At 38.9% G+C, this 1,362-nt stretch carries 3 protein-coding genes; 1 reads left to right on the top strand and 2 read right to left on the bottom strand.

All coding sequences use genetic code 11. The annotated features are described in order from the left end of the window. Positions 1–45 precede the first annotated feature (45 nt). Positions 46–186 (bottom strand): hypothetical protein, encoded by a 141-nt coding sequence (locus J7R10_RS08135; protein ID WP_192813162.1) that lies wholly within the window; start codon positions 184–186, stop codon positions 46–48. A gap of 76 nt (positions 187–262) precedes the next feature. Further along, on the bottom strand, positions 263–556 hold the full coding sequence (locus tag J7R10_RS08130; protein WP_010704744.1) for a helix-turn-helix domain-containing protein: 294 nt from the start codon (positions 554–556) through the stop codon (positions 263–265). Positions 557–680: 124 nt separating this feature from the next. Between J7R10_RS08130 and J7R10_RS08125 the strand changes: the two genes are divergently transcribed. Beyond that, complete coding sequence (locus tag J7R10_RS08125; protein ID WP_010704743.1) at positions 681–1,202, top strand: helix-turn-helix domain-containing protein; 522 nt, start codon at positions 681–683, stop codon at positions 1,200–1,202. Positions 1,203–1,362: the final 160 nt, after the last annotated feature.

Here is a 1,362-nt window from a genome sequence, read left to right as displayed (position 1 = left end):
GAATAAGGATTAACGATATCACTTCTGACATCTGGGGTCCATAAATTACAAGCAGCAACCATAACCACCCCCTATAAAAATAATATGACCACCATCTAATCGCCAAAGCCAACCCATAAAAACGGTTGCCTGACAACACAACTGTATGCAATTTATCTTACCTATTTCGTATTGATCTTTAGACATTGATAAACCTTTTTATCTTATGATATTTAAATTCATGGCAAATGCGTGAAACACACGCACAACCTTGCAACAAAGTTCAAGCAGCGTCATTGCGCGCTACAGAATGGATAAGAGATACCGTATGAGACTGTTTTGCTGCTTTAAAAATACGACGGTTCGTTTTAGGGTGGCGGTCGCTAAAAACCTGCTCAACGGGCAAGCCGATAAAATCGGCTATGGCACGTTCGGCTTTCTCATTAGGCCGTGTCCAAATGTTTTTGACACTGGATGACGGTATTTGATATGCTTTCGCGAGCTCCGCCAAGGTCATATTACGGCGGCGTAGCTCAGCTAAAATACTATGGCGATCCCATACTTGTGTGATGGTCATAAACTTCGCTCCTGCTTCAAATGGATGCTCCCACATCCGTTTTTTGTGGGGTTTTTTGTGTAATAACCGTCTTTTTTTACAGACGGTAATATGAGGTGTAATGCAAATATTGCATTGATGTGATTTGGCAAAAAAAGAAATTGAACCTAAAACAGAACAGGCAAAGCGGTTACGTTTGATACGAGAAAGCTTAGAGCTTAATCGAGATCAAATAGCTACCCGTTTAGGTATTAATAAAGCAATTTATGACCACGCTGAAAGAGGTACCACCTTTCCCAATGTAGAGTTTTTGGCTGCTTTGTCGCAGAAATTAAAGGTTAACTTAGCTTGGCTTGTTACAGGCGAAGGCGAAATGTTTATGGAAATAACGAAAGTTACAGATTTAAAAGCGCCTACCATTCCTAATGGTCTCATGAAAAAGCTCGGTCGCGTGGCTTATACAACTTATCGCGATGCAAATATAAAACTTCCCCCTGAAGAGATAGCGGAATTAGCGGCAGAGCTTTATAAAAAGTTGCAAGAGCTTGTTCAAAACATCAATGATAGTGAAGAAGTAGAACTTACTTTGCCTCTTCTAAAATTGCATTTAAAGCGTCAAATAGAAGCTGAAAGAGTACATCTAAAAGCTACACAAGATACGGCTTAATGCCCCTTTAATATGAAAAATACAGGCGCGTTTCTCTTTACATTAAGAAATTATAATAAAGAATTGTTTTAAAAGAATTATATTTGCAAAAAATAGAAACGCGCCATATGGCGCATATCTTTTTTGCTTTTTTGGTCATTTTGGGCTGATTTTGAAGCTG

It is taken from the genome of Bartonella vinsonii subsp. berkhoffii ATCC 51672 (assembly GCF_902825225.1).
Lineage (GTDB): Bacteria > Pseudomonadota > Alphaproteobacteria > Rhizobiales > Rhizobiaceae > Bartonella > Bartonella berkhoffii.
The sequence above is the reverse complement of the archived record's forward strand: the minus strand, read 5'-3'. Positions and strand labels throughout refer to the sequence as shown.

Excerpts from the sequence above, each read along its gene's own strand:
- J7R10_RS08135 (WP_192813162.1), bottom strand. The coding sequence starts at position 186 with ATGTCTAAAGATCAATACGAAATAGGTAAGATAAATTGCATACAGTTG.
- J7R10_RS08130 (WP_010704744.1), bottom strand. The coding sequence starts at position 556 with ATGACCATCACACAAGTATGGGATCGCCATAGTATTTTAGCTGAGCTA.